This window comes from Methylosinus sp. Ce-a6 (assembly GCF_009811655.1).
GTDB lineage: Bacteria > Pseudomonadota > Alphaproteobacteria > Rhizobiales > Beijerinckiaceae > Methylosinus.
In genome coordinates this window covers 1-24,045 of record NZ_BGJX01000042.1, presented here as the reverse complement: position 1 = coordinate 24,045, position 24,045 = coordinate 1, and the positions used below count along the sequence as shown (strand labels likewise).

At 66.8% G+C, this 24,045-nt stretch carries 25 protein-coding genes; 10 read left to right on the top strand and 15 right to left on the bottom strand.

From position 1 onward, the window contains the following. Positions 1–521 (bottom strand): ATP-dependent metallopeptidase FtsH/Yme1/Tma family protein (locus Mspo_RS17475; protein WP_201281739.1); only part of this gene is annotated, 521 nt, incomplete at its 3' end. A 116-nt stretch (positions 522–637) separates the two neighbouring features. On the opposite strand from Mspo_RS17475, the gene Mspo_RS20215 reads away from it, so the two are divergent. Further along, positions 638–1,015 (top strand): heavy-metal-associated domain-containing protein, encoded by a 378-nt coding sequence (locus tag Mspo_RS20215; protein ID WP_159732017.1) that lies wholly within the window; start codon positions 638–640, stop codon positions 1,013–1,015. On the opposite strand, the gene Mspo_RS17465 is transcribed toward Mspo_RS20215, so the two are convergent. From Mspo_RS17465 to Mspo_RS17450, 4 genes are all read right to left on the bottom strand, one after another. Next, a complete protein-coding gene (locus Mspo_RS17465; protein ID WP_159732014.1) occupies positions 970–1,263 on the bottom strand; it encodes a hypothetical protein in 294 nt (97 codons plus the stop codon). The genes Mspo_RS20215 and Mspo_RS17465 overlap by 46 nt on opposite strands. Beyond that, the gene (locus Mspo_RS17460) at positions 1,260–1,751 is read right to left on the bottom strand and encodes a glutathione peroxidase (RefSeq protein WP_159732011.1); all 492 of its coding nucleotides are present in this window, start codon (positions 1,749–1,751) and stop codon (positions 1,260–1,262) included. Before Mspo_RS17460 ends, Mspo_RS17465 begins: the two co-directional genes overlap by 4 nt. 164 nt (positions 1,752–1,915) lie before the next feature. After that, positions 1,916–2,401: a glutathione peroxidase gene (locus Mspo_RS17455; protein WP_159732008.1), complete on the bottom strand. Its 486-nt coding sequence runs from the start codon at positions 2,399–2,401 to the stop codon at positions 1,916–1,918. A 129-nt stretch (positions 2,402–2,530) separates the two neighbouring features. Further along, positions 2,531–4,012 (bottom strand): sigma-54 dependent transcriptional regulator, encoded by a 1,482-nt coding sequence (locus Mspo_RS17450; protein ID WP_159732005.1) that lies wholly within the window; start codon positions 4,010–4,012, stop codon positions 2,531–2,533. A gap of 263 nt (positions 4,013–4,275) precedes the next feature. Between Mspo_RS17450 and Mspo_RS17445 the strand changes: the two genes are divergently transcribed. The 4 genes from Mspo_RS17445 to Mspo_RS17430 are packed head-to-tail and all read left to right on the top strand — an operon-like array spanning position 4,276 to position 7,159. After that, complete coding sequence (locus Mspo_RS17445) at positions 4,276–6,126, top strand: M3 family oligoendopeptidase (protein ID WP_159732002.1); 1,851 nt, start codon at positions 4,276–4,278, stop codon at positions 6,124–6,126. Positions 6,127–6,158: 32 nt separating this feature from the next. Beyond that, positions 6,159–6,569: a toll/interleukin-1 receptor domain-containing protein gene (locus Mspo_RS17440; RefSeq protein WP_159731999.1), complete on the top strand. Its 411-nt coding sequence runs from the start codon at positions 6,159–6,161 to the stop codon at positions 6,567–6,569. Continuing rightward, the gene (locus tag Mspo_RS17435; RefSeq protein ID WP_159731997.1) at positions 6,566–6,949 is read left to right on the top strand and encodes a toll/interleukin-1 receptor domain-containing protein; all 384 of its coding nucleotides are present in this window, start codon (positions 6,566–6,568) and stop codon (positions 6,947–6,949) included. The genes Mspo_RS17440 and Mspo_RS17435 overlap by 4 nt, the downstream gene beginning before the upstream one ends. Before the next feature lie 9 nt (positions 6,950–6,958). After that, complete coding sequence (locus tag Mspo_RS17430) at positions 6,959–7,159, top strand: hypothetical protein (RefSeq protein WP_159731994.1); 201 nt, start codon at positions 6,959–6,961, stop codon at positions 7,157–7,159. 95 nt (positions 7,160–7,254) lie between these two features. On the opposite strand, the gene Mspo_RS17425 is transcribed toward Mspo_RS17430, so the two are convergent. The 8 genes from Mspo_RS17425 to Mspo_RS17390 all read right to left on the bottom strand — a co-directional run bounded on the left by Mspo_RS17425 (position 7,255) and on the right by Mspo_RS17390 (position 14,733). After that, complete coding sequence (locus tag Mspo_RS17425) at positions 7,255–8,205, bottom strand: ROK family protein (RefSeq protein WP_159731992.1); 951 nt, start codon at positions 8,203–8,205, stop codon at positions 7,255–7,257. Positions 8,206–8,353: 148 nt separating this feature from the next. Continuing rightward, the gene (locus Mspo_RS17420; protein ID WP_159731990.1) at positions 8,354–9,145 is read right to left on the bottom strand and encodes a pentapeptide repeat-containing protein; all 792 of its coding nucleotides are present in this window, start codon (positions 9,143–9,145) and stop codon (positions 8,354–8,356) included. Further along, positions 9,142–9,960: a hypothetical protein gene (locus Mspo_RS17415; RefSeq protein WP_159731988.1), complete on the bottom strand. Its 819-nt coding sequence runs from the start codon at positions 9,958–9,960 to the stop codon at positions 9,142–9,144. The genes Mspo_RS17420 and Mspo_RS17415 overlap by 4 nt, the downstream gene beginning before the upstream one ends. Positions 9,961–9,985: 25 nt before the next feature. Then, positions 9,986–11,674 (bottom strand): BON domain-containing protein, encoded by a 1,689-nt coding sequence (locus Mspo_RS17410; RefSeq protein WP_159731986.1) that lies wholly within the window; start codon positions 11,672–11,674, stop codon positions 9,986–9,988. Between the two features lie 113 nt (positions 11,675–11,787). Next, entirely contained in the window at positions 11,788–12,162 is a 375-nt protein-coding gene (locus tag Mspo_RS17405; RefSeq protein ID WP_159731984.1) for a hypothetical protein, read from the bottom strand. A 75-nt stretch (positions 12,163–12,237) separates the two neighbouring features. Continuing rightward, positions 12,238–12,969 carry a hypothetical protein gene (locus tag Mspo_RS17400; RefSeq protein ID WP_201281738.1) on the bottom strand — a complete coding sequence of 244 codons (732 nt, stop codon included), beginning with the start codon at positions 12,967–12,969 and terminating at the stop codon, positions 12,238–12,240. A gap of 222 nt (positions 12,970–13,191) precedes the next feature. Beyond that, positions 13,192–13,932 carry a sulfite exporter TauE/SafE family protein gene (locus Mspo_RS17395; RefSeq protein WP_159731982.1) on the bottom strand — a complete coding sequence of 247 codons (741 nt, stop codon included), beginning with the start codon at positions 13,930–13,932 and terminating at the stop codon, positions 13,192–13,194. Positions 13,933–14,049: 117 nt separating this feature from the next. Beyond that, positions 14,050–14,733, bottom strand: a complete 684-nt coding sequence (locus Mspo_RS17390) for a TetR-like C-terminal domain-containing protein (RefSeq protein ID WP_159731980.1) — start codon at positions 14,731–14,733, stop codon at positions 14,050–14,052. Between the two features lie 339 nt (positions 14,734–15,072). Here Mspo_RS17390 and Mspo_RS17385 point away from each other — a divergent pair, with 339 nt between their 5' ends. The 4 genes from Mspo_RS17385 (at position 15,073) to Mspo_RS17370 (ending at position 21,028) form a co-directional block, all read left to right on the top strand. Next, positions 15,073–18,534: an acyl-[ACP]--phospholipid O-acyltransferase gene (locus Mspo_RS17385; RefSeq protein WP_159731978.1), complete on the top strand. Its 3,462-nt coding sequence runs from the start codon at positions 15,073–15,075 to the stop codon at positions 18,532–18,534. Between the two features lie 89 nt (positions 18,535–18,623). After that, positions 18,624–19,673 (top strand): NADP(H)-dependent aldo-keto reductase, encoded by a 1,050-nt coding sequence (locus tag Mspo_RS17380; RefSeq protein ID WP_159731975.1) that lies wholly within the window; start codon positions 18,624–18,626, stop codon positions 19,671–19,673. Positions 19,674–19,819: 146 nt separating this feature from the next. After that, entirely contained in the window at positions 19,820–20,287 is a 468-nt protein-coding gene (locus tag Mspo_RS17375) for a GNAT family N-acetyltransferase (RefSeq protein ID WP_159731972.1), read from the top strand. A 126-nt stretch (positions 20,288–20,413) separates the two neighbouring features. Further along, positions 20,414–21,028: a glutathione S-transferase family protein gene (locus Mspo_RS17370; RefSeq protein WP_159731969.1), complete on the top strand. Its 615-nt coding sequence runs from the start codon at positions 20,414–20,416 to the stop codon at positions 21,026–21,028. A gap of 53 nt (positions 21,029–21,081) precedes the next feature. On the opposite strand, the gene Mspo_RS17365 is transcribed toward Mspo_RS17370, so the two are convergent. Further along, on the bottom strand, positions 21,082–22,176 hold the full coding sequence (locus Mspo_RS17365; protein ID WP_159731967.1) for a histidine phosphatase family protein: 1,095 nt from the start codon (positions 22,174–22,176) through the stop codon (positions 21,082–21,084). Between the two features lie 457 nt (positions 22,177–22,633). Here Mspo_RS17365 and Mspo_RS17360 point away from each other — a divergent pair, with 457 nt between their 5' ends. Next, a complete protein-coding gene (locus tag Mspo_RS17360) occupies positions 22,634–23,068 on the top strand; it encodes an Rrf2 family transcriptional regulator (protein ID WP_159731964.1) in 435 nt (144 codons plus the stop codon). A gap of 8 nt (positions 23,069–23,076) precedes the next feature. On the opposite strand, the gene thiD is transcribed toward Mspo_RS17360, so the two are convergent. Further along, positions 23,077–23,886 (bottom strand): bifunctional hydroxymethylpyrimidine kinase/phosphomethylpyrimidine kinase, encoded by an 810-nt coding sequence (thiD, locus tag Mspo_RS17355; protein WP_159731961.1) that lies wholly within the window; start codon positions 23,884–23,886, stop codon positions 23,077–23,079. Positions 23,887–24,045: the final 159 nt, after the last annotated feature.

Genomic DNA, 24,045 nt, shown 5'->3' with positions numbered 1-24,045 from the left:
TCGACGATCTCCTGAAGGTCCTCCTTCGCCTCGTCGACGCCGGCGACGTCCTCGAACGTCACGCGGCCCTGCGTCTCCGTGAGAAGCTTCGCCTTGGACTTGCCGAAGCCGAGCGCGCGGCCGCCGGCGCCGCCCTGCATCTGCCGCGCGAGGAAAATCCACACGCCGAGGAAGGCGATGAGCGGCAGCGCATTCAGGAACAGCGTCATCCACCAGCTGCCGCCGTCGCTCGACGGGCGGGCGCTGATGGCGACATTCTTCGCGGTCAGGCGCTGCACCAGCGTCGGATCATTGGGCGCGTAAGTGACGAAGGAGCGATTATCCGCGAAATGACCGCTGATCTCATTGCCGGCGATGGTCACATCATGGACGTGTCCCAGCTCGATCTGCGCCAGCAATTCGCTGAAGGTGATATCGCGTCCGGCGGTGCGCTGGCTACGCTGATCGAACAGCATGGCCAGGGCGACGGCCAGCAGAGCGACAATCGCGAATATCATGAAGGGCTTGTAATTCACTTTCATCGACGACCTCCGACGGACCGTCCAGCCGGCCGCGGGACCCCCTCCCCACGTCGACGGCGCGTGTCGCTTTTGTGACTTTACGACAGCATCTCGATGTCGCCAAATTAAATGCAGTCATGAGCCCCCATAGACGCGAGCTTTGCCATGGGGGCCCGAGCCCGAGACAAAAGGTCGCAGCGTCGCCTCGTCTCGGCCGCACTTTCGCGCGCCCGCGCTCGGCCAGATATGATTTCAAAAGGAGAGCGGCGGATGGACGAAGAGAGCGTCGGCTTTCGCGCGCGCGGATCGGCTTTCGCGCGCGCGGCGCGCGCGGCATGCATTGCCACGGCTGCGAGCACGCTATCGAGACCGCGCTGCGCAAGCTCGACGGCGTCGCGAGCGTGAGGGCGGATCGCATATGTGCGATGGCGGCGGGAACGGGCAGCGCGCTCCAGAGCGGCGCGGTGACTCACCCGAGATATTTCGGCAGCTCGCGCTCGAACTCCGGAAAATAGAGCGAGATCACGCTCACATCGAATTGCGCGAGGATCTGCTCCTTGGGCTCGCGGTCGAGCAGAAAGCGGAAGGCGGCGATGAGACATTGCTCGGCGCTGGAGACGCCGCCGCCCAGCCGCTCGGCGAGCGCGCGCGACATGGTCACGCGATGGCGCGATTTGCCGGCGGCGTCGCGCACGACGACGTCGAAGGAGAGCGTTTGCGGCGCGCCGTCGTCGCGGCGGGCGACGTCGATCGCGACGCTCACGGCGTCTCCGCCAGCAGTTTTTCGATATCGGCCGCGATCGCCTGCGGCGCGTCGGTCGACGCATAGCGTTTCACGACGCGGCCCTTTCGATCGACGAGGAATTTGGTGAAATTCCATTTGATCGCCTGCGTGCCCAAGAGGCCCGGCGCCTGCGCCTTCAGGAAGCGATAGAGCGGATGCGCGTTCTCGCCATTCACCTCGATCTTGGCGAAGAGCGGAAAGGTCACGTCGTAGCGCGTGGAGCAGAAGGCGCCGATCTCGGCCTCGTCGCCGGGCTCCTGACCGCCGAACTGATTGCAGGGAAAGCCGAGCACGGCGAAGCCGCGGTCGCGATAGGCGCGCCAGAGCGCCTCGAGCCCTTCATATTGCGGCGTGAATCCGCATTTGCTCGCCACATTGACGACGAGCAGGACTTTTCCGGCGTCGTCGGCGAGGCTCCGCGTCCCGCCGTCTATCGTCCGCGCTTCGAAATCGTAAATCCCGCCCATGACCGGCGACCTTTCGTGTCGTCGCCCGGGGTCGCGGCGCGCGCCCGGGCCGCCGCGCGAACCCGCCGACACGGCGGATTCGCAGGGACAAGGCCAATATGGCGCACCCGCGCGATTTCGTCACCGCGCTCCTCCTCCGCGGCCGGAGGCGAGCGGGCGTTCGCTCACGCCTCGGCCGCGAGCAGAGCGTGAATGTCCGGCTCGATCTGGCGGGGCGTGTTGGTCGCCTGGAAGCGCTTCACCACATTGCCCTTCCGGTCGATGAGGAATTTGGTGAAATTCCACTTCACCTCTTCCGCCGGGCCCGGGTCCTTCTCCTTCAGCAGCTTGTAGAGCGGGTGCTGATTCTCGCCGTTCACCTCGATCTTGCCGAACATCGGGAAGGTGACGACGAAGCGGGTCGAGCAGAAGGTCTTGATCTCCTCGTCGGTTCCCGGCTCCTGATTGCTGAACTGATTGCAGGGGAAGCCCAGAATGACGAAACCCTTGTCGCGGTTCTCGTTCCAGAGCGCCTCGAGCCCGTTGTATTGCAGCGTGAAGCCGCATTTGCTCGCCACATTGACGATGAGGATCACCTTGCCGGCGTATTGACCGAGCTTGACGGTGTCGCCATCGATCGTGCGCGCTTCGATATCGTAGAGTTCGGACATGACTGCGAAGACCTTTCCCCATTCTTTGCGCCGGCGCCCGAGAGCCGACGCTTTCTGGCCTTCAGAATGGCGGCGAGCGACGCCGTGGGCAAGCAGCGAAACGCCTAAATTCGCGGCGCCTTCGCCTCATCAGGCGGCGTCGACATTCTCGCCCATCTCGTCGCCGAGACCATATTCCTTCATCTTGCGATAGAGCGTCGAACGGCCGATGCCGAGGCGCCGCGCGATTTCCGACATCTGGCCGCGATAATGCACGAGAGCGAATTTGATGACCTCCGCCTCGAGCTCCTCGAGGCGGCGCATATCGCCATGCGGCCCGAGCAGCGCCATCACATTGGGATCGCGAATCTCGACGCGCACGATCTCCCGCTCCGGCGCGGGCCCCGCGGCGGTCGCGGGGACCGGCGGCACACGCGCGGAAAAGCCTTCGACATGGGCGGCGATCTGCGGGAACTCGTTGACCGTCAGCTCGTCGCCGTCGGCGAGCACCACGGCGCGGAACACGGCGTTCTCGAGCTGGCGGACATTGCCCGGCCAGTCGTAGCTCGCGAGCAGATTGGCCGCCTCATGGGAGATGCCGCGCAGCCTCTTGTTCTCCTCCGCCGCGAAGCGGATGGCGAAGCGGCGCGCCAGATCGCCGATGTCGTCGCGGCGCGCGCGCAGCGGCGGAATGGTGATGGGGAAGACATTGAGGCGGTAGAACAGATCCTCGCGGAACTGGCCGCGCTTCACCAATTCGATCAGATTCTGATTCGTCGCCGAGATGAGGCGAATGTCGACGCGCACCGGGCGCTTGGCGCCGACGGGATCGATCTCGCCTTCCTGCAGCGCGCGCAAGAGCTTGACCTGGGTCTCCAGCGGCAGCTCGCCGATCTCGTCGAGGAACAGCGTGCCGCCATTGGCCTCGAGGAATTTGCCCGAATGTTTCTCGGTCGCGCCGGTGAAGGCGCCCTTCTCATGGCCGAAGAGGATGGATTCGACGAGATTGGCCGGCAGCGCGCCGCAATTCACCGTCACGAAGGCCTTGCCGCGCCGATCCGACCCGCCCTGAATGGCGCGCGCGACGATCTCCTTGCCGACGCCCGACTCGCCTTCGATGAGCACCGGAATATTGGAATGGGCGGCGCGCTCGCCGAGGCGGATCACGCGCGCCATCTCCTCACTGCGCGAGACGAGATCGCGGAAGGTCAGCGCGCCCTCTCTGCGGCGATTGACGCGGCGCAGCTCGCCGGCGAGCGCGTCTGCCGACAGCGCATTCTTGATGGAGACCTGCAGCCGCTCGGCGCCGACCGGCTTGACGACGAAATCATGCGCGCCGGCGCGCATCGCCGAAATGACCGTCTCGATCGATCCATTGGCGGTCTGCACGATGACCGGGACATCGATCTTGAGGTCGCGCATGCGGGTGAGCACGCCCATGCCGTCGAGATCGGGCATGACGAGGTCGAGAATGAGCAGATCGATCGGCGTCGCGCCGCTCTGCGTCAGCCGCGCCAGCGCCTGCTCGCCGCCCTCGGCGGTCTCCACCTCATAGCCGAAACGCCGCGCCGAAGCCTCGAGCAGACGGCGCTGGACCGGATCGTCATCGGCGACAAGAATTGTTGAAGTCATTGATCCTCTTGAAATCATTAGGCCTGTGCGAAGTAGGCTCGAGCGGATCGCGAGGAGCGTGCTCGAGAGGATGTGGCCGACGCCACCTTCAGCCCATGCTCTGAGATCAGGGTAAAGGCGTCGTTAACGAGAGCCTCGCCGTCGGCGCGAAATAAAGGGCCGAGCCCTTTGAAATCTCCCGGGCGGCCCATGACTTGCATTTTTTCCGTTCCGTGTCCGATATTCGGCGAAGCTCCCTTCATCATCAACTCCCGGTTCGAACCATGCCGCATCTTCACGCCCGCGTCCAAGGCCAGCTTCGCGACGCCCTCTCCGAATCCGAGGCCGGCGGCCCCGGCGCCCCGCTTCCCGAATGGAATCTCGCCGATCTCTATCCCGCGCCGGATTCGCCGGCGCTCGCCGCCGACATTGCGGCGGCGGAGAAAGAGGCGTCGGCTTTCGCGGCCGAGCTTCGCGGCCGCCTCGGCGAATTGGCGGGCGACGTGGCGGCGAGCGAGACGCTCGGCGAGGCCGTGCGCCGCTACGAGGCGCTACAGGACCTGTTGGGCCGAATCATGTCCTATGCGGGCCTCGTCTATAGCGGCGACACCAGCGATCCGGCGCGCGCCAAATTCTACGGCGACATTCAAGACAAGATCACTGAAATTTCCACGCAATTGCTGTTCTTCCAACTCGAGCTGAACCGTGTCGACGACGCTCTGCTCGACGCCGCCGCGGCGAAGGCGCCGCTCTCGCGCTGGAAGCCCTGGCTCGAGGACATTCGCAAGGAGAAGCCCTATGAGCTCTCCGACGAATTGGAGCGTCTCTTCCACGAGAAATCCGTCACCGGCCGCGCGGCCTGGAACCGCCTTTTCGACGAGACCATCGCCGCGCTGCGCTTTTCGATCGGCGGCAAGGAGCTGACGATCGAGCCGGCGCTCAATCTGATGCAGGATGCGCGCGAGGAGGTGCGGCGCGAGGCGGCGCAGGCCGTCGGCGCGACGCTCAAAGCCAATCTGCGCACCTTCGCGCTCGTCGCCAACACGCTCGCCAAGGACAAGGAGATCGGCGACCGCTGGCGCGGCTTCAAAGACGTCGCCGACGCGCGCCATCTCTCCAACAGAGTGGAGCCGGAAGTGGTGGAGGCGCTGGTCGAGAGCGTCACCAAGGCGCATCCCAAGCTCTCGCATCGCTATTACAAGCTCAAGGCCAAATGGTTCGGCAAGGAGGCGCTGGACTATTGGGACCGCAACGCGCCGCTGCCCTCCGTGCCGTCTCACACCTATAGCTGGGACGAGGCGCGCGACATCGTTCTTTCGGCCTATAGCGGCTTCGCGCCGCAAATGGCGGAGATCGCCTCGCGCTTCTTCGAGCGCAACTGGATCGACGCGCCGGTGCGGCCCGGCAAGGCGCCGGGCGCCTTCGCGCATCCGACCGTGCCCTCCGCGCACCCTTATGTTCTGGTCAACTTCCAGGGCAAGACGCGCGATGTGATGACGCTCGCCCATGAGCTCGGCCATGGCGTGCATCAGGTGCTGGCGTCACGCCAGGGCGCGCTGATGGCGCCGACGCCTTTGACGCTCGCAGAGACGGCCTCCGTCTTCGGCGAGATGCTGACCTTCCGCTCGCTCTTGGCGAAGACGACCGAGACCGACAAGAAGCGCGCTCTGCTCGCCGCCAAGGTCGAGGACATGCTCAACACGGTGGTGCGGCAGATCGCTTTCTATTCCTTCGAGCGCAAGGTCCACACCGAGCGCAAGACGGGCGAGCTCACCGCCGACAAGCTCTGCGAGCTATGGATGAGCGTGCAGAGCGACAGCCTCGGCCCGGCCATTCGCCTCGGCGAAGGTTATGAATCCTTTTGGGCCTATATTCCGCATTTCGTGCATTCGCCCTTCTATGTCTACGCCTACGCCTTCGGCGATTGTCTCGTGAACTCGCTCTATGGCGTCTATCAGAAGGCGGAAGCCGGCTTCGCCGAACGCTATTTCTCGCTGCTCGAGGCGGGCGGCGCCAAGCCCTATAACGAGCTGCTCGCTCCCTTCGGCTTGGATGCGCGCGATCCGGCGTTCTGGAGCATAGGCCTCGAGATGATCGAGGGGCTGATCGCGGAGCTGGAAGCGATGGAGGGGTAATTTTCGGCCGTCGTGTTTCTGCGGGTGGACGCGTGACTTATTCGATCTTCGTTTCCCACGGTTGGCATGATCGGTGGGTGGCCAGACAAATCGCGCGCTCGATCGCCGATGCGGGAGGCGCGCCATTTGTCGACATTTTCGACATCAAGAAGGGCGACCGTATCGAAGAGCGGGTCCGCACGGGGATCGAGCAATGCGCCGAACTGGTCGCCTTGCTCACGCCCTGGTCGATCGACCGCAATTGGGTCTGGACCGAGATCGCCGCCGCCTGGGCGTTGAAAAAGCGCTTTGTCGGGGTGATCTATGGCGTGACGATCGAAGAAATCGAAAGGAATCACGGCGGCATGGCTTGTCTGGGCCCGACCAATGTCGTTGCCCTCGACGATTTCGACGAATACATTCGGGAATTGGTTGAGCGCATCCATTCGGGAGATCGCGAATGAAGCTGTTCATTTCCTACAGCCATGGAGACGAGCCCTTCGCCCGCTCCTTGCGCGCAGGACTTGAGCGAATGGGCGTCCGCGTGATCGATCCTGCCGCCAGCGCTCGCCCGGGAGATTCGCTCGGTCACGCTCTGCGGCAGGCGATCGACGAATCCGACGCGGCGATTCTCGTCATTCCGGAGTCCGGCTCCAACGGGGCGAATTTGGCGTTTTTCGAAGCCGGCGCAGCCAAAGCGCTAGGCAAGCGGCTCTTCGTCGTCATGCCCGGCGCGGGAGACCGCGAGCTGCCCTCGATCGCCGATTTCGCCATTCTCGACGCGTCGCGAAAATCGTCCGACGAAATCGCGAAAACGCTCGTCCACGTGCTCGCCGCGGCATAGGGCCGTCCGATGCGCGCACCGACCGAAGCGCTTGCGACCAAAGCCGATCTGTCGGCGCTTCAGATGGAATTGCGCGCTTCGGAGCAGAGGCTCGAAGCCAAGATCGCGACATCGGCAGCCGATTTGAAGGTCGATATTCTTCGTTGGCTGATCGTGACGCAGCTCGCTCTCGGCGGTTTCCTGTTCGCCGCCCTGAAATTCACGCGCTGAACCCGAGCCGCGTTCTTCCCCCTTTCGTCATCGCGAGCGTAGCGAAGCGATCCAGAGTCGCGAGGCGGCCCCTGGATTGCTTCGTCGCTACGCTCCTATGCGCGATAACCGTCAATTCGATTATTCGCAAAGTCCGCCCCGCCCCACAGCCACGCCGCGCCGCGCACGCCGCCCGAGTCGCCATGCACATTGCGCAGGATGCGCGTGTCGATCGCATCCGAGAACGCCTGCTTCTCGACGAGATCGCGCAGGCCCTCATAGATGAAATCGATATTGGAGACGCCGCCGCCGAGCACGATGACGTCCGGGTCGATGAGATTGACGATCGCCGCGAGCGCCCGCGACAAGCGGTCGCGATAGATTTCCAGCGTGTGGCGCGCGACCGCCTCGCCCGCCGCCGCGCGCGCGGCGATCTCTTCGCCATTCGCCGCGCCGCCGCCGCGCTGGCCATAATCGAAGGCGAGCGCCGGACCGGAGAGAAAAGTCTCCACGCAGCCGTAATGGCCGCAATAGCACAGGCGCCCCGGAAACTCGTCCGGCGTCATCCAGGGCAGCGGCGTATGGCCCCATTCGCCCGCCACTTTGTTGACGCCCTGCAAAATCTTGCCGTCGGCGACGATCCCGCCGCCGACTCCCGTGCCCAAGATCACCCCGAAGACGACGCGCGCCCCCGCCCCGGCGCCGTCGACGGCCTCAGACAGAGCGAAGCAATTGGCGTCATTCTCGAGCCGCACCGGGCGCGCGAGCAGCGCCTCGAGATCCTTGTCCAGCGGCCTGCCGTTGAGCCCGGTGGTGTTGGAGTTCTTCACGAGGCCGGTGCGCGGCGAGATCACGCCCGGCGTGCCGACGCCGACGCTGCCGCGCCCGCCGAGCTCGCGCTCGAGATCGAGCACCAGGCCGCCGATCGTCGCGAGAACCGCGGCGTAATCATGCGCGGGCGTCGGGGCGCGCCGGCGCGCCAGCGTCTCGCCTCGCAGGCCGATGGCGACCGCCTCGGTCTTGGTGCCGCCGAGATCGACGCCGATGCGGAAGGGTTCTCTTGTCATCGCCCTTCGATCATCTATGGCGGCGGCGCGGTCGGCCAGCCCCGCCCCTAGCGTCTTTTCATGTTTCATTGAAACATGAAAAGACGCTGGCTCTTGTCTTGACGCGTTTCCCGACGCCGAACCGGCGACCACTTCGGCTGGAAACGCTCTATTGCAGAAAGGCGCGGTCGAGATCGGCAGCGCCTTTCAGCGTCGCCGCCGCGCTTCTGTCGATCCGCGCGGAATCGAGCGACAAGCCCTCGGCCGAGGCGCCGTCGAAGCGCGCGCCGGTGAAATCCGCGCCGGCGGCGTCGGCGTCGCGCAGCGAGGCCTTGTCGAAGACGGCGCCCGGAGCGCGCGCGTATCGCAGATCGGCGCGCGAGAGATCGGCGCCGTCGAAACGCGCGCCGTCGAGCCTCGCCGAGCGCAGCACGGCGCGCATCAATCCCATGGACTGGTTCTTCATATCCGCGGAGAGATTCGCGCCACGGAAGGAGGCGCCGCGCAGATCGGCGCCGGAGAGATCGGCGGCGAGCCGGCTCTGCGAGAAATCGGCGCCCTCGGCGCGGGCGCGCTGGAGCTGCGCGGCGAAGACATGCGCCCCGCGCAAACTCGCGCCGGTGAGATCGGCCTCGAGCAGCCAGGCCTGATCGAGAATTGCGCCGTCGAGCTTGGCGCCGGCGAGCCGCGTCTTGACGAGCCGGGCGGCGCGCAGATTGACGCCGGTGAGATCGAGGCCGGAAAGGTCGAGCCCATTGAGGCTGCGGCCGGAGAGATCGAGCTTTTCGCCCGTTTTCGCCGCCGCGAGGCGCGCCTCTATGTCGGCGCGGGTGAACTCGGCCTGCGAATAGGCGGGCTGGTCGAGATCCACATTGCGCAACATGTCCTGCGCCCTCGCCGGCGCATAGGCGGCGAGCGCGGCGCAAAGCAGGAGCGGCGCGAAAAGACGCGCGCGGCTCATTCCGCCCGCGCCTGCTCGGCGACCGGCTCGCTCTTCGCGGCGGCGAGCTCCCTGGCCTGCGCCACCCAGCGGCCGCGCTCGGGACGGCCCGGCACAGCGAGCGTCGCGCCGATCCATGCGACATTCTCGGAGGACCAGCCGGCGATCTGGTCGAAGTGATAGACGCCGAGCCCGTGCAGCTTTTCGACGCTCTTCGGCCCCACGCCCTTGATCCGGGTCAGATCGTCGGCGCGGCCGCCGCGCGGCGCGGCGAGCCCGTCCGGGCGCTGGCCGGGCGTCTTCTTCTCGCTCTCGGCCGGACGCGCGGACGCCCCGCGCCGGCGCGGCTCCGCCGGAGTCGCGGCTTTGGCGGCGGCAGGCTGGGGAGCGAGGGGAGCCGCCACGCTCGCGGCGACTGGCTTCTCGGCGATCGCCTCCGGAGGAGGCGCCGCAGGAGCCGGCGCAGGCGTGGGCGTGGGGGCCGGCGCCGGCTCGGAAAGGGCGGCGGCGCCGCGAAGCGCGACCTGCGGCTGCTTCTTCTTCGCCGGCTCGGCGGAGCCGAACAGAAGTCTCGCGCCGGCGCCGAAAGGCAAGCCGATCAGATAGGCCGTCGCGAGCAGCAGCGCCAGCTCGAAGAAGAGGCCGTTGCGGCCGGGGATCGCCTGTAGATCGGCGACGAGAAATCCGCCGGCGAGCGCGAAGGCCGACGCCGCTATGACGCCATAGCCGGCGAATTTCGCGCCTTTCTCCCTGGTCGTGGTCCAGAAGCCGACAATGAGCCCCAAAACGAGCGCGGCGGCGAGCCACTCGGCGGAGGCGGCGAGCAGATAGAGCATGGCGTACTCCCTCGAATGCCCGGCGTCACCGGATCGAGAATTCGATGCGACGGCCGTTCTTGTCGGCCGCGGCGGCGCCCGAGGCGGAGAGTCGCGCCGCTTCGACGCCCGCCTCGATCAGATAATTGCGAACGGCCTCGGCGCGACGCCGGCCGATGGCCTCGTTTTCCGCATCCGACCCCGTCCCCTCGTAACGCCCGACGACGTCAACCGCCGCGCCCGGGCTGCGCAGCAGCGCGAAGGCGAGGGCGTCGGCGACGGCCAAGGACGATTCCGCGATCGAATTATCCGCGCCGAAGGACAATCCCCTCGCCGCGGCGTCGGTCAGCGCGGCATAGAGCCGCGTCGGCGGGATCTCCTCTTTCGTCGAGGCGACGCCGAGCCGCGCGGCGTTCTCATAGCCTTCCGGCAGATCGCGTGAGAGCCGCGCGCGGACGCCCGCCTGCGCCTTGGCGTTATAGGCCGCTCCTTCGAGGGCGAGCTTACGATCCGACAGAGCGGCGACGCCGACGTCGAGCCGCGCCAGCGCCCGCAAGGCGGCGCTCGCCGCCTCGGCGAAGCCCTTGGGCGCGCCGTCGGCGACGGCGAGCTCGTGATGAACGGCCTCGCCGAATTCGCGTTTCGCCAATTCCACGATCCGCGCGCGGGCGGCGGCGTCCGGCGCGAAGCCGGCGAGCGAGAGCGCGCCGTCCTCTTTGCGCGCGGTGAAGACGAAGGGCGAGACGGCGCCCGACGTGACCGCCGCCGCGCCGAGGCTGAAGCCCTTCGGCAACGCCGCGCGCAGGCTCGCCTCGACCGCCGAAGCGCCGACATTGATCTTGCCGGAGCCTTCGATCGAGACGACGGCGTCCGCGATAGCGGCCTTGCCGCTCGAGAGCTTGGCGAGCTCGCGCAGCGCGGCGCTCGCCGCCGCGGCGAAGTCGCCCGGCGCGCCGCCGGCGACGCGCGTCTGGTCGCTCGCCTTGCCGAGCGAGGCCGCCTCGGCGGCGAGCGCCTCGCGCGTCGTCTCATTCGGCGCGTAACCGAAGAGAGATATGGCCTCGCCGGCCTTGGCCGCGCTCCAGACGAAAGGAGAGACGCGCGGCGGGGCGATCTTCGCCGATGCGACGGCGACGCCCTGCGGCGGCGCGGCGAGCGCCGCCTCGACGCGATCATAGAGGTCGAAGCCGGCGGCTGCGCCCGTCACTGTGAGAGCAATGTCGGAGACCGACACTCTGCCGTCGCCGAGCGCATCGAGCAGCGCGACGCCATAGGAGGCCAGCGCGGCGAAATTCGCCGGCGCCCCCAGCGCCGAGACGGAAGCGTCGGAGAGCTCGAGGCCCTTGGCGGCGGCCGCCGCGCGGAGCGGCTCGCGCTCGCGCGGGACAGGCGCATTGCCGGAGAAGGACAGCGTCTTGCCCTTGCGCTCCAGCGAGAAGACGAAAGGTTTCGCCAGGGGCGGCGGCGTCGTCGCGTCAACGACGGCGCGCACGCCCTCGACCGCGGCCACGGCTCTGACCGCCCCGGCGACCGCCGCGGGCGAGAGGGCGACGCCGGAAAGCGAGACGTCACGCCCGTCCACAGCGACGCTCGCTCCTTCGATCGCGCCGGGCGAGTTGTCGAGCGCCGCGCGCGCGCGATCGCCCAAATCCTTTTCGATCCCATCGACGTTCGACGTAGCGACCAGGACGGCCAACACGGGCAGGCCGATCCACCATTTCATCGGCTGGATCATGACTTCCGCTGCTCCCTCGGGCGAGAATCATTACGTAACGGGCACAGTTCTACCAGTCGAGCGGCCACAGACCAACTCGAGGGAACCGCGTTCCCGCGCCGGCGGAGGTCGACTCAGCCCTTTTTCCTGGACGGCTGCTCGCCCGGCGCGCGGGGCGGCGAAGGATAGAGGTCGATGGCTTTCTCATGCGTCCAGAAGCAATCCAGCGCGCCCGCGGGGCGCACGCACCACAGCGGCCCGTCGCGCTGATCGACGTCAAGCTTTTGATCGCGCATCAACTGCACGCATTGGCCGGCGGAGAGCCTGGCGCGGAAATAGGCGGAGTCGTCCTTGGCGGCCTTGTCCGAGACCGGGCGGAAGGCGCGCTTGATGTCGGCCTGGTCGCGACAGGCGAGCACCGCGCCGCGCGCGGCCGCGGCCTTCGCCTCGGGCGGGAGGCAAGGGGCAACCGAAAGAAGCAGAGCGAGGGCGGCGAGGCGCGCGTACATGGCGGAATTCTAACGCATTGGCGTCGGCGTTTCCAGCCGGGCCCGCGCTCGCCGAAACGGCGCTCGCCGCGCCGATCAACGCTCCGCCCGCCCCATTCGCCGCTCTATCTCGTTTTTCACCCTTTTCCACAGCTCGATCGCGCGGGGCCGCGCCCATTCGAAGAAACCGACCGCCTGCGGCCGCGCCCAGCGGTAGAAGGCGAGGCTCCATTCGCAGGCGAGACGCCCCGTGGCCACGGCGAAGTCGACGGCCTTGTCGAACCAGGGCAGGAACCGGCTGTCCGACGGAATCTTCGACCGCGTCCAGGCCACGGCGTCGCCGGCGATCTGCGAGATCGAACGCCAGAGCTGGCCCCATGGGTCTTTCACCGGAGCATTCGCGACGGCGTCGCGATATCGGGCGAACTCCTGGGCGAGCGTCGCCCTGGCGCGACGCTCCTCGTCGAGCCGGCGCTGCAGCTCGGCGACTTGCGCCGCTTCCTCCTCGGCGTGACGCAGACTGCCCGCCGCCTTCTGCGCCGCGCGCCGCGCGTCGAGCTGGGCGTCGTCGATCTCCCTCGTCGACTCGTCCACCTGAAGCGCCATCGCCTCAAATTTGGAGAGAACGTCGTCGCGCTGCGCTATGACGCTGCGCAGCAGCGCGACGAGCGCGTCGCGCCCGAGCTTCTCATAATTCTCGCCGGCGGACGGGGCCGGCGCGCCCGCGGCGGCGCCTCGATTGCGATCGTCGCCTCGATTGCGATCGTCGGACAGTTGGGCCTCCCTCGGCTCTTTGCGCCGCGGCTCTAGAGTCTTTTCATGTTTCAATGAAACGTTGAAAAGACTCTCGGCTTTTGTTTTGACGCGTTTCCAACGCCGAACCGGTGTCCACTTCGGCTGGAAACGCTTTTGTTTTGACGCGTTTCCAACGCCGAACCGGCGTCCACTTCGGCTGGAAACGCTCGCGAGCCGGCGCTCGCCGATGCAGTTAGATAAGGAGGCCGCGCCCGCCGTCCAGCCGCAGGAGGCGGCAAGAGGCGGCAAGAGGCCTCATGGCGCGCGCTGGAACAGGCCGACGGTCAAGAGCGCGCCGATGACGACGACGAGGATGCGCAGCCATTTGTCCGGAATATGATGCAGGAGACGCGCGCCCAGCACGCCGCCGATCGTCGCGCCGAGCGAGGTGACGAGCGCCTGCGCGAGATGCAGATCCGGCGAGAAGAGGAAGATCGCCACGGCGGAGGCGTTCATCACCGCGGCGAGCATGTTTTTCGTCGCCGCGGCGATGCGCACATTCTGCCCCGCCATGGTGAGCGCCGCGACCATCAGAAAGCCGATGCCGCCGCCGAAATAGCCGCCATAGACGGAGATGAGGAATTGCGCGACTCCGGCGCCGCGCGCGGAGAGATGCGCATTCGCTTCGCCCGGCTTGCGCAGGAAGCTGCCATAGGCGAACACCGCCGTCGCGAACAGCACCAGCCAGGGCACGAGCCTGGCGAAGAAGGCGGGCGGCGTCAGCAGCAATATCACCGCCCCGAGCGCCCCGCCGACGACGCTGATGATGAAGAGCGCGCGCAAACCGAGGCCCGCCGCGCCGCGCGAGAGATCGCGGCCGGCCCAGCCGGTGGCGATCTGGGCGGGAAAGAGCGCGACGCAGGAGGTGACATTGGCGGCGCGGGCGTCCATGCCGGTGAGCATGAGCGTCGGCAGAGTGAGAAAAGAGCCGCCGCCGGCGAGCGCATTTTGCGCCCCCGCCCACATTGCGACGAAGAAAAGCAGAATCAGCAGCATGGGAACGGCGCCTCGAGAGCGGATCGAAACCCGATATTTCAGCTCGGGCTCGTGAAGGCAAGCCTTCGCTCGAAATCGAAGCGCTTCTGTGAACGAGGGCGATTCTCGCCTCATCGGTCAGGATGAGGAAAGCGTCACCCCGTCGGCCGTGGTCAAGCCGCCGGCGAAGGCGCGCAGCAGACGCTCGAGCTCGGCGTCGAGCGTCGCCTCGGACATTGGCGCGAGCTTCTCCTCGAGGCCGAGCGAGACGACGCCATGGACGGCGGAAAACAAGGTGCGGGCGAGCAAGGCGCGGGAAGGCGCGGGCTCGTCCGGCAGAAGACGCGCGAGCGGCGCCTCGACGAGCGCGAAGAGACGGCTCTGATCGTCGAGATACCAGGCGGGCGCGGCGCGGCCGCCGGCGAGCCTGTGCTCGAACAAAGCCCGCCACAGCGCCTTATTGGCGCGGGCGAAGGCGAGATAGCCGCGGGCGAGGCGCAAAAGCTCCTCCGCGGGCTCTGGCGCGACGTCGTGAGGCGCGGCGAGCCCCTGCTCCAGCCGCGCCAGAGTGTCCGCGCCGATGCGCAGGATCAGCTCGTCGAGATCCTCGAACACATTGTAGATCGCCCCGACCGCGCAGCCGGCGGCGGCGGCGAGATCGCGCGCCTTCACATTCTGCAGCCCGCCCTCGGCGATGGCCGCGCGGCCGGCCGCCGCCAGCCGCTCGCGCAGATCGGCGCGACGCGCGGCTGTCTTGTCGGCGGGGGGCTTGCCGGCGTGGCGCTCCACGGAGTTGGACTCTGCTTTTTGAACGTCGTTCATTTTTGTCTTGAACGCAGTTGAGATCGTGCTATGGTCACTCATGAACACTGTTCATATCAGGAGACCACGAATGATCAAGCCGCCTTTCCGCCTCGGCTAGTGGCCTACATCAATGAAAGTGAGGATGTTCGAGCCCCCTCACCCTCCCCCGCTGCGCGGGGGAGGGTGAGGGGGGGGCGCTCGAGTTCGGTTCGAATGACGCAGATTGCTAGAATTTCATCGCCGCGGGCTGCGCCCGAGGCTTAGAATATGCGGGCGCCGGGCGCCCGCCGACCAACCCATCCTTAAACAGAATCGGCGAAACCCCTGTTCTCGCCGCGCGCCGACGGAATTTCAGACATGACCGACCATCTGCTCCTCACCAAGCGTTTCGCGCCCTTGTTCTGGTGCCAGTTCTTCGCCGCCTTCAACGATAATTTCCTGAAGAACGCGCTCGTGCTGCTCATATTGTTCAATGTCGGCGGGCATGAGGGCGAATCTCTCGTCACGCTGGCGGGCGCCATTTTCATCGCGCCCTATTTCGTGCTGTCCGCCCTCGGCGGGCAGCTCGCCGACAAATACGACAAGGCGCTCGTCGCCCGCCGGCTGAAGCTCGTGGAGATCGGCGCCGCGCTGATCGCCGTCGCGGGCTTTTGGCTCTCCTCCGTGCCCGTGCTCTTCGCCGCGCTCTTCTCCTTCGGCGTGCTCGGCGCGCTGTTCGGCCCGGTGAAATACGGCATTCTGCCCGATCATCTGCGCCAGGAGGAATTGCCCGCCGGCAATGCGCTCGTCGAAGGCGCGACCTTCCTCGCCATTCTCGGCGGCACCATCGCCGGCGGCCTCGCCATGCGCAATGGCGGCGAGCCGCTCGTCACGACGATCGGCGTCGCCGCCGCGGCGGTCGCGGCCTGGGGCGCCGCGCGCCTCATTCCCGCGACTGAGCGCGCCGCGCCAGATCTCGCCATCGACGCCAATGTGCTGCGCTCCACCGCCGCGCTGCTGCGCGAATTGTGGAAGGAAAGGCGGCTGTGGCGCGTCGGCATGGTGACGAGCCTCTTCTGGCTCGTCGGCGTCATCGCGATGTCGCTGCTGGCGCCGCTGGTGACGCGCGTGATGCATGGCTCGGAGCTCGTCGTCACTCTGTTCCTCGCCGTCTTCGCCATCGCCATCGCGATCGGGTCCGGCCTCGCCTCCTTCCTGCTCGCCGGACGCATCGTGCTGCTGCCGGCCGCGATCGGCGCGGCGATCATCGCCGGCGCTTCGCTCGATCTCGGCTGGACGCTGTCGACCCTCGCGCCGCAGGAGGCTCCGGCGCCGCTGGAGATCGCCCAATTCTTCGAGATTGCCGGCGCCTGGCGCGTGACGCTCGACCTCGCGCTGCTCGCCGCCGCCGGCGGGCTGATGATCGTGCCCTCCTTCGCCGCGCTGCAGGCCTATGCGCCGGCTTTCGAGCGCTCGCGCATCATCGCCGCGGTCAATGTGCTCAACGCCGCCCTCATGGCCGGCGGCTCCTTCGCGGTCGCGCTGCTGCAGAGCAATGGCGTCACCGTGCCGCAACTCTTCCTCGGCATGGGCGCTCTGATGGCGCTCGCCGCCGTGTGGATCTACAAAGCGGTCGTCGTCTCGCCTTTTCGTGACGCCCTGTCGATCGTCTTCCGCGCCTTCTATCGACTGGAGGTGCGGGGCTTCGGCAATTTCGACAGGGCCGGGAAAAATCCGATCATCGCGCTCAATCATGTGAGCTTCCTGGACGCGGCGGCGATCCTCTGCGTGCTGCCGGTCGAGCCGGTCTTCGCCATCGCCTCCTCGGTCGCGACGCAATGGTGGGTGAAGCCTTTCCTCAAATTCGTGCGCGCCATTCCGCTCGATCCGACGCGCCCGCTCGGCGCGCGCACGCTGGTCAATGCGGTCAAGAACGGCGATCCGCTGGTCATCTTCCCGGAAGGGCGCCTCACCGTCACCGGCAGCCTGATGAAGGTCTATGACGGCGCCGGGCTGATCGCGGAAAAATCCGGCTCCTGGGTCGTGCCCGTGCGCATCGAAGGGCCGGAGGCGACGATGTTCTCGCGGCTGACGCGCGAGCAGGCGCGTCGCCGCTTCTTCCCAAAATTCACGCTGACCGTGCTGGAGCCGACGCGCCTCGAGGTCGATTCCGCGCTGAAGGGCAAGGCGCGGCGCATCGCCTCGGGCGCGGCGCTCTATGAGATCATGTCGGATCTCGTCTTCCGCACGAGCCCGATCGACCGCACGCTGCATCAGGCGCTCGTCGACGCCGCGCGCGAGCATGGCGCAAGCCGCGTCGCCATCGAGGACCCCATCACCGGCGCGCTCACCTATAAGCGCATCATGATCGGCGCCCATGCGCTCGGCCGCAAGCTGCAACGCATCTCGCAAACGGGCGAGGCGCTCGGCGTGATGCTGCCCAATTCCAACGCCGTCGGCGTGACGGTCTTCGCCGTCGTCGGCGCGGGGCGCGTCGCGGCCATGGTGAATTTCACCGCCGGCGCAGCCAATATCGCCTCCGGCCTCAAATCCGCGCAGGCGACGACGCTGCTCACCTCGCGCGCCTTCGTCGAGAAGGCCAAGCTCGACGCGCTGATCGCCGCGCTCGAGAAGGATTTCCGCATCGTCTATCTCGAGGATCTGCGCGGCGAGATCACGCGGGCCGACAAGCTCTCCGCCCTGCTGCGCCACGAGCGCGCGCTGGAGAAGCGGAGCCCCGACGATGCGGCGGCCATTCTCTTCACCTCGGGCTCGGAGGGCGCGCCCAAGGGCGTCGTGCTCTCGCACAAGAATCTGCTCGCCAACGCCGCCCAGGCCGCGGCGCGCATCGACTTCGGCCGCACCGACAAATTGTTCAGCGTGCTGCCGGTGTTCCACTGTTTCGGGCTCAATGTCGGCTTCATCCTGCCGCTCGTCTCCGGCGTGCCGGTCTATTTCTACCCCTCGCCGCTGCATTATAAGATCGTGCCCGAGCTCGTCTACAACGCCAACGCCACAGTGCTGCTCGGCACCGACACCTTCCTCAACGGCTATGCGCGCGTCGCGCATTCCTACGACTTCCGCTCGCTGCGCTATGTCATCGCCGGCGCCGAGCCGGTGAAGCAGGGAACGCGCGACGTCTATCTCGAGAAATTCGGCATTCGCATATTGGAGGGCTATGGCGTCACCGAGACGGCGCCGGCGCTCGCGCTCAACACGCCCATGTTCAACCGCTTCGGCACTGTGGGCCGGCTGCTGCCGGGCATGGAGCTTCGCCTCCAGACCGTCGCCGGCGTCGCCGAGGGCGGACGTCTCTTCGTGCGCGGCCCCAATGTGATGCTCGGCTATCTGATGTCCGAAAATCCCGGCGTGCTGCAGGCGCCGGCGGAAGGCTGGCACGACACCGGCGACATCGTCACCGTCGACGCGCAGGGCTTCATCAAGATTCAGGGGCGCGCCAAGCGTTTCGCCAAGATCGGCGGCGAGATGATCTCACTCGCCGCGGTCGAGACGCTCGCCGCGGAGCTATGGCCGCAGGCGCTCTCGGCGGCGGCGCGCGAGCTCGATCCGCGCAAGGGCGAGCGTATCGTTCTGGTGACGCAGAACAAGGAGGCGACGCGCGCGGAATTCCTCGCCTTCGCCAAATCCAAAGGCGCCTCGGAGCTGATGGTCCCGGCCGAATTCATGATCGTCGACAGACTGCCGCTGCTCGGCTCCGGCAAGCTGGATTTCGCCGCCGTCGCGACGATGGTGCGCGACCGCGGCCGCTATGTTCTGCCCAATCCACGCGTGCCGAACGGACTCGGCCGCATCGACGGCGACGCGACGCGCATGGCCTGAGGCAGTAGTGAGTAGTGAGTAGTGAGTAACAAGGCAGGATATAACTGCCCACTGCCTACTCACGACTGCCCTGAAAAGGATATAGACGAATGGACTATCGCAGATTGGGCCGCACCGATCTCCGCGTCTCGGCGATCATGCTCGGCACGATGACCTGGGGCCAGCAGAACACGGAGGCCGAAGGGCACGAGCAGCTCGATTACGCGCTCGATCGCGGCGTCAATTTCATCGACACGGCGGAGATGTATTCCATCCCTCCGCGCGCCGAGACGCAAGGCTCCACCGAGCGCATCATCGGCTCCTGGCTGGCGGCGCGAAAGAACCGCGACAAGGTGATTTTGGCGACGAAAGTCTCGGGCCGCAGCGAGAGCGCCTATATGCGCCCCTCGGCCGAGGGAACGCGGCTCGACCGCAAGAACATCGAATATGCGATCGACGCATCCTTGAAGCGCCTGCGGACCGATTATGTCGATCTCTATCAGCTGCATTGGCCGGACCGCCCGCTGCCTCTGTTCGGCGCCGGCGGCACGATCTTTCGCGCCCCGCCCGAGGCGGACGAAGTCCCGGTCGAAGCAACGCTGGAGGCGCTCGCCGATCTCGTGAAAGCCGGCAAGGTACGCCATGTCGCGCTTTCGAACGAGACGAGCTGGGGCGTCGCCCGCTTTCTTCGCGCGGCCGAGCTCGGACACGGCCCGCGCGTCGTCTCGATCCAGAACGCCTACAACCTCATCAATCGCACATTCGAGATCGGCCTCGCCGAATTCGCCTGCCGCGAGCATGTCGGCCTCCTCGCCTATTCGCCGCTGGCGCAGGGCTATCTCACCGGCAAATATGAGAATGGCGCGCGTCCCGCCGGCGCGCGCACGACTCTTTTCGAGCGCGGTCAGCGCTATGAGAAGCCCGGCGTCGCGCAGGCGATCGACGCCTATCTCGCGCTGGCGAAGGAGATCGGCGTTTCGCCGGCGAAGCTCGCCCTCGCCTTCGTCACCTCGCGGCCCTTCGTCACCTCCAATATCATCGGCGCGACGACGATGGCGCAATTGCAGGAGGATCTGGATTCGCTCGAGGTGAAGATCACGCCTCAGATCGAAGCGCGTATCGACGAAATACACCAGCTGCACAGCAATCCAGCGCCGTGAGAGGCCATCCCGGGCCCTCGCCCGCTCCGCGGGAGAGGGGGAGGCTATGATCGGCGTTGCGCAACTTCGATGAAGGGCGGAATCTGTCCCCTCTCCCGCACAGGAAGAGGGTTGGGGAGGTCGCAAAGCGAACGAAAGCGCGCGTCATGGAAGTGAAGCTGCGGCTCGCGCCGCTCGAGGAAAAGCGAGAAATCGCCGCGCTGCTGCGGCGCTATCTCGTCGAGCTCGGCCCTTGGGGCTATGACGAGCCCGACAATTATCCTTTTCTCGATTCCTATTGGCGCGAGGCGCGCCGCTTCCCCTATCTCATCGAAGCGGAGGGGCGCGCCGCCGGCTTCACCCTCGTCAATGCGATCTCCATCTCCGGCTATCCGGTCGACGCGTCGATCGCGGAATTCTATGTGCTGCCCGCGTTTCGCCGCACGGGCTGCGGCGCCGCCGCGGCGGCGCAGACGTTTCGCATGCGCGCCGGCTGGTGGGAGCTCTCCTACCACCGCGACAACGCCGCGGCGCGCGCCTTCTGGCCGAAGGCCGCCGCGCGCGCCGGGGCGAAGCGCATGCAGTTCTTCGACATTGGCGAGAGCCGCATATTGCGCTTTCGCATGCCGAGATGATCTGCGGCGCGATCCCGGCGATCGCGGATTTTCGCGCCTTGCGCCAAAACCCTCATCGCCGTCGAATGATCGCATTTGTCGCAATGATCGCATGTCGGGCCGGGACGAGCGAGAAGGATATTGAAAATGCGTCTCATCGGAATGCTGGATTCTCCCTATGTCAGACGCGTCGCCGTTTCGCTGAAAGCCTATGGCTTGCCTTTCATTCACGAGCCCTTGTCGGTGTTTCGCGATTTCGAGGCTTTTTCCGGGATCAATCCGATCGTGAAGGCGCCGACTCTCGTCACCGACGAGGGCGTGACGCTGCTCGATTCGACTTTGATCCTCGACTATCTGGAGCGCGTCGCGCCCGCGGAGCGCCGGCTCACGCCGGACGCCCTCGACGACTTCGCGCGCGCGCAACGAATCATCGGGCTGGCGCTGGCGGCGAACGAGAAAACCGTGCAGCTCGTCTATGAGACGAAGCGGCCGGACGAGCGACAATACGAACCCTGGGTCGAGCGCGTGAGCGGCCAGCTTCTCGCCGCCTATCGCCTTCTCGAGAAAGAAATCACGGCGGCCGGAGACGGCTTCCTGTTCGGGGCGCGCCCGCTGCAGGCGGACATCACCGCCGCCGTCGCCTGGCGCTTCACGCGCAGCGTCGCGCCGGATCGGCTCGCGCCCGCCGACTTTCCCGCCCTCGCGGAATTTTCGGCGCGGGCGGAGCGCCTGCCGGAGTTCGTGGCGACGGATTTCGACTGAGGCCGTCGGGCGGCGACGCGAGCCTGACGGCTCGCGCCATCCGCCTGCAGAAATCAGCGCCGGAGCTTCTCCAACAGCCAGTCGAGCGCCTCGGGAAAGACGAGCTCTTCCGTCGTCGCGATCTCCGCGGCGCTCCACCATTTCCAGCCGAGCACGTCGCTGCGCTCCATGTCGGTGAAGCCGCGCGTGTCCGGCGAGAATTCGCCGGTGCGAATGGCGTAGAAACGCTCGTCGGCCTGAAACCAGTCGGCGCCGAGCTGCATCGGAAATGCGCGCGAAAAGACGATATCGCCGATTTCGACGCTGGCGAGCCCTGTCTCCTCGGCGAGCTCGCGACGCGCGGCGGCGTCGAAGGTTTCGCCGGCCTCGAGCGCGCCGCCGATCGAGCCCCAGAAATGCGGATATCCCTGCTCTTCGAAAATCGGCGACAGCCGCGTCGAATAGCGAAACAGGAGCACGCGGTTCTCCGCGTCGAGCGGCAGCAGGCGCGCCGCCGGACGTCGCTCCAGCGTCCGCCCGTCATAGGGCATGGCGACGCGCGCGCGCGCGCCCTCATCCGCCCAGCGTTCGAGCGTCCAGCGCCCATCCTCATAGAAGAACCAATTGGGCGCGGCGTGAAGCACCGGCGGGTCGCGCTTCTCGGAGAGGCCGAGGCCGGTCGCCAGCCGATAGCCGATGTCGAGAACGCCGGCATGAGCGACGACGAGAATGGTCTCGCCCTCGTGCCGCTGCGCTATGGCGGCGAGCTCCGTGGCGACGCGCTCGGCGAAGGCGGCGAGCGTCTCGCCGCCGGGAATGAGGAAATCCGCCTGGCGCTGGCGGTGCCTGGCGTGGTCGCTCGGAAAGGCGCGGTCCACATCCTCGAAGGTCATGCCCTGCCAATCGCCGTCGTCCTTCTCGCGCAATCGGGCGCTCGTCTCGATCGGCAGGCCGAGGCGCGTCGAGAGCGGCGTCACCGTCTGCAAGGCGCGTTTCAAATCGCTGCTGTAGATGCGGTCGAAATGCTCGGAGCAAAGCTCGCGCGCCAGCGCCTGCGCCTGCGCCGCGCCTCTGACGTTCAGGGGGATGTTCAACTGCCCCTGAACGCGCCTCTCGAGATTCCAATTGGTTTCGCCGTGCCGTGCGAGACAGATGCGCGTGCGCGCCATGACATTCTCCGGGATAGCCGCAAGTCCTAGCGGCGAAAGGCCGAACAGTCCAGCGACACTGTGCGCCGCACAAAATGGCGGATAAATCCGATAAGGCTCCGCGACTTCCGATCCTCGCGGCGCATCCGCCCGGCCGCCGCCGCCGCCAGAATATTCTACTGAATTGATAAGCTGATGGCCGAGCAAAGCTCATGTCACGGCGATGGACGGCCTTGCTCGGCAGAATTCTTTTGTCACGTCCGCGGATTCGACGATGGCTTTTTCCTTTTTGCGTGATAGTCAATATATCCATTCTATCCGCTTCGCCGTCACGGGCTTCGGCGGGCTCCCCTCACGTCGCGCCGCCGCGCGACCGCCGTCTTCGCGGCGAAGATCGCAAGACAGCCGATGGGGTTTGCCGACTTGGGCCAGGCGAGGCTCGCGCCAACTCGGCGCGGTCGGGAGAGACTCGGAACAAATGCTGTCCAATAAAGCGAAATACGGGCTCAAGGCGCTGATCCATCTCGCCGGCGCCGAAGGGCAGTGCCTCGCCGGCGACATGGCGATGCAAAACAATATTCCGCGCAAATTCCTCGACGCGATCCTGCTGGAATTGCGCAACGCCGGCATTCTGAACAGCAAGAAGGGCAAGGGCGGCGGCTATCATCTCGCCCGTCCCGCCGACAAGATCACGGTCGGACAGATCATCCGCATTCTCGACGGGCCGCTGGCGCCCATCGCCTGCGCGAGCCGCACCGCCTATCAGCGCTGCAACGACTGCCCGGACGAGGACGCCTGCGCGATCCGCGATCTGATGCTAGACGTGCGCGACGCGATGGCGCTGATCCTCGATCGCACCAGCATCGCCTCGCTGCGCGGCAGAGGCCGGCGCTCGGCGCAAATCCTGCGCTGACGCGCCGCTCACCCTCTCCACAGAGAGTGGAGATGGTGCGGCGGTCCGCGCCCGGAGCCGAGCGCGAGCGCGTCGGCGGCGACGAGCGCATCTTCCAGATAAGCCTTGGCGGCGCGGATCGCCGCGACGAGCTCCGCGCCGCGCGCGAGATGCGCCGCTATGGCGGATGAGAGCGCGCAGCCCGTGCCGTGCAGATTATTCGTCGGGATGCGTCTCCCGTGGAACTCGTGGATCGCCTCCCCCTCGACGAGAATGTCGAGCGGCTCGCCCGTGAGATGTCCGCCCTTCATCAGCACGGCGCGCGCGCCGCGCCCGATCAGCGCCCGCGCCTGCTCGACCATTTGCGCGGGCGCCGTGGCCTCGCGGGCGCCGAGCAGAGCGGCGGCCTCGGGCAGATTGGGCGTGACGAGCGCGGCGAGCGGAAAGACGCGCGCGACCGCGGCCGCGATCAGCCCGGCGGCGCTCAGCGAATCGCCGCTGGTCGAGGCGAGAACGGGATCGAAAACGATGCGCGTCGCGCCGACGCGGGCGAGAGAGTCCGCGACCGCCTCGGCGATGGCGGGCTCCGCCAACATGCCGATCTTCACGGCGTCCACTTCTATGTCGGCGAAGATGGCGTCGATCTGCGCGGCGACGACGAAGGCCGGAACCGCATGGACGAGCCTCACCCCTCGCGTGTTCTGCGCGGTCAGCGCCGTGACCGCAGCCATGCCGTAGCAGCCGAGCGCCGAAAAGGTCTTGAGATCGCCCTGCACGCCGGCGCCGCCGCTCGGATCGGAGCCGGCGATCGACAGAAGCTTGGGGATGTGGGCGGCCATTCGCGCCTCCAAGAGTAAAGTCTTTCCGCGTCGGTCGAATTGACGGCGCTCGAGCCCCCTCCCCAGCCCTCCCCCGCTGCGCGCACGGCTGTCCGGGGAATGAGTCGATAGGTCGCGGGCGCATGCCCGGCTTTCCCGAGAGTTTCGGGGTACTTTCTG